Source organism: Mycobacterium persicum (assembly GCF_002086675.1).
Taxonomy (GTDB): Bacteria; Actinomycetota; Actinomycetes; order Mycobacteriales; family Mycobacteriaceae; genus Mycobacterium; species Mycobacterium persicum.
On the sequence record NZ_MVIF01000309.1, the window covers coordinates 1 to 418 of the forward strand.

General features: G+C 69.6%; 1 protein-coding gene. It reads right to left on the reverse strand.

Annotation, left to right across the window (positions count from 1 at the left end; translation table 11 throughout):
* On the reverse strand, nt 1-148 hold a 148-nt coding region (locus BST40_RS33505; protein WP_083156665.1), incomplete at its 3' end, for a PE domain-containing protein.
* Between the last annotated feature and the right edge of the window lie 270 nt (nt 149-418).

Below are 418 nucleotides of genomic sequence, written 5' to 3' on the forward strand. Positions count from 1 at the left end.
CCGCCGAGACCTCGTCGGCCGCGGCGGCCAGCAGCCCCGTCGTGCTGGCGGCCGCCGTCGCGTTCGCAGCCCTAAGCGCAGAACCGATGATGGCCGCATCCGACGCCGTTGCCGCCACCAACTCGGGAACGGCCACCACAAACGACATCACAACCCCCTGGTCACATGACCTTCAGGACCCAACACTTGGACGGTATCGCACTGCGGAACAACGGATCTGGGGTTTGCGGCGATTCACCGACAGCATCCCGCTCGCTGCGCCGCTGACAGCTCAGCCCGGGTTGCCGTGATTGCCGTTGACGCCGTTGAAGGCGTCGCCGCCGAGGCCGGCTTTGCCGTCGAAGCCGGAGACTCTGGTACCCAGAGCGCCCGCGCCGCCGTTGCCGGGGGTGCCGTGGGTGCCGCCACCACCGCCGGC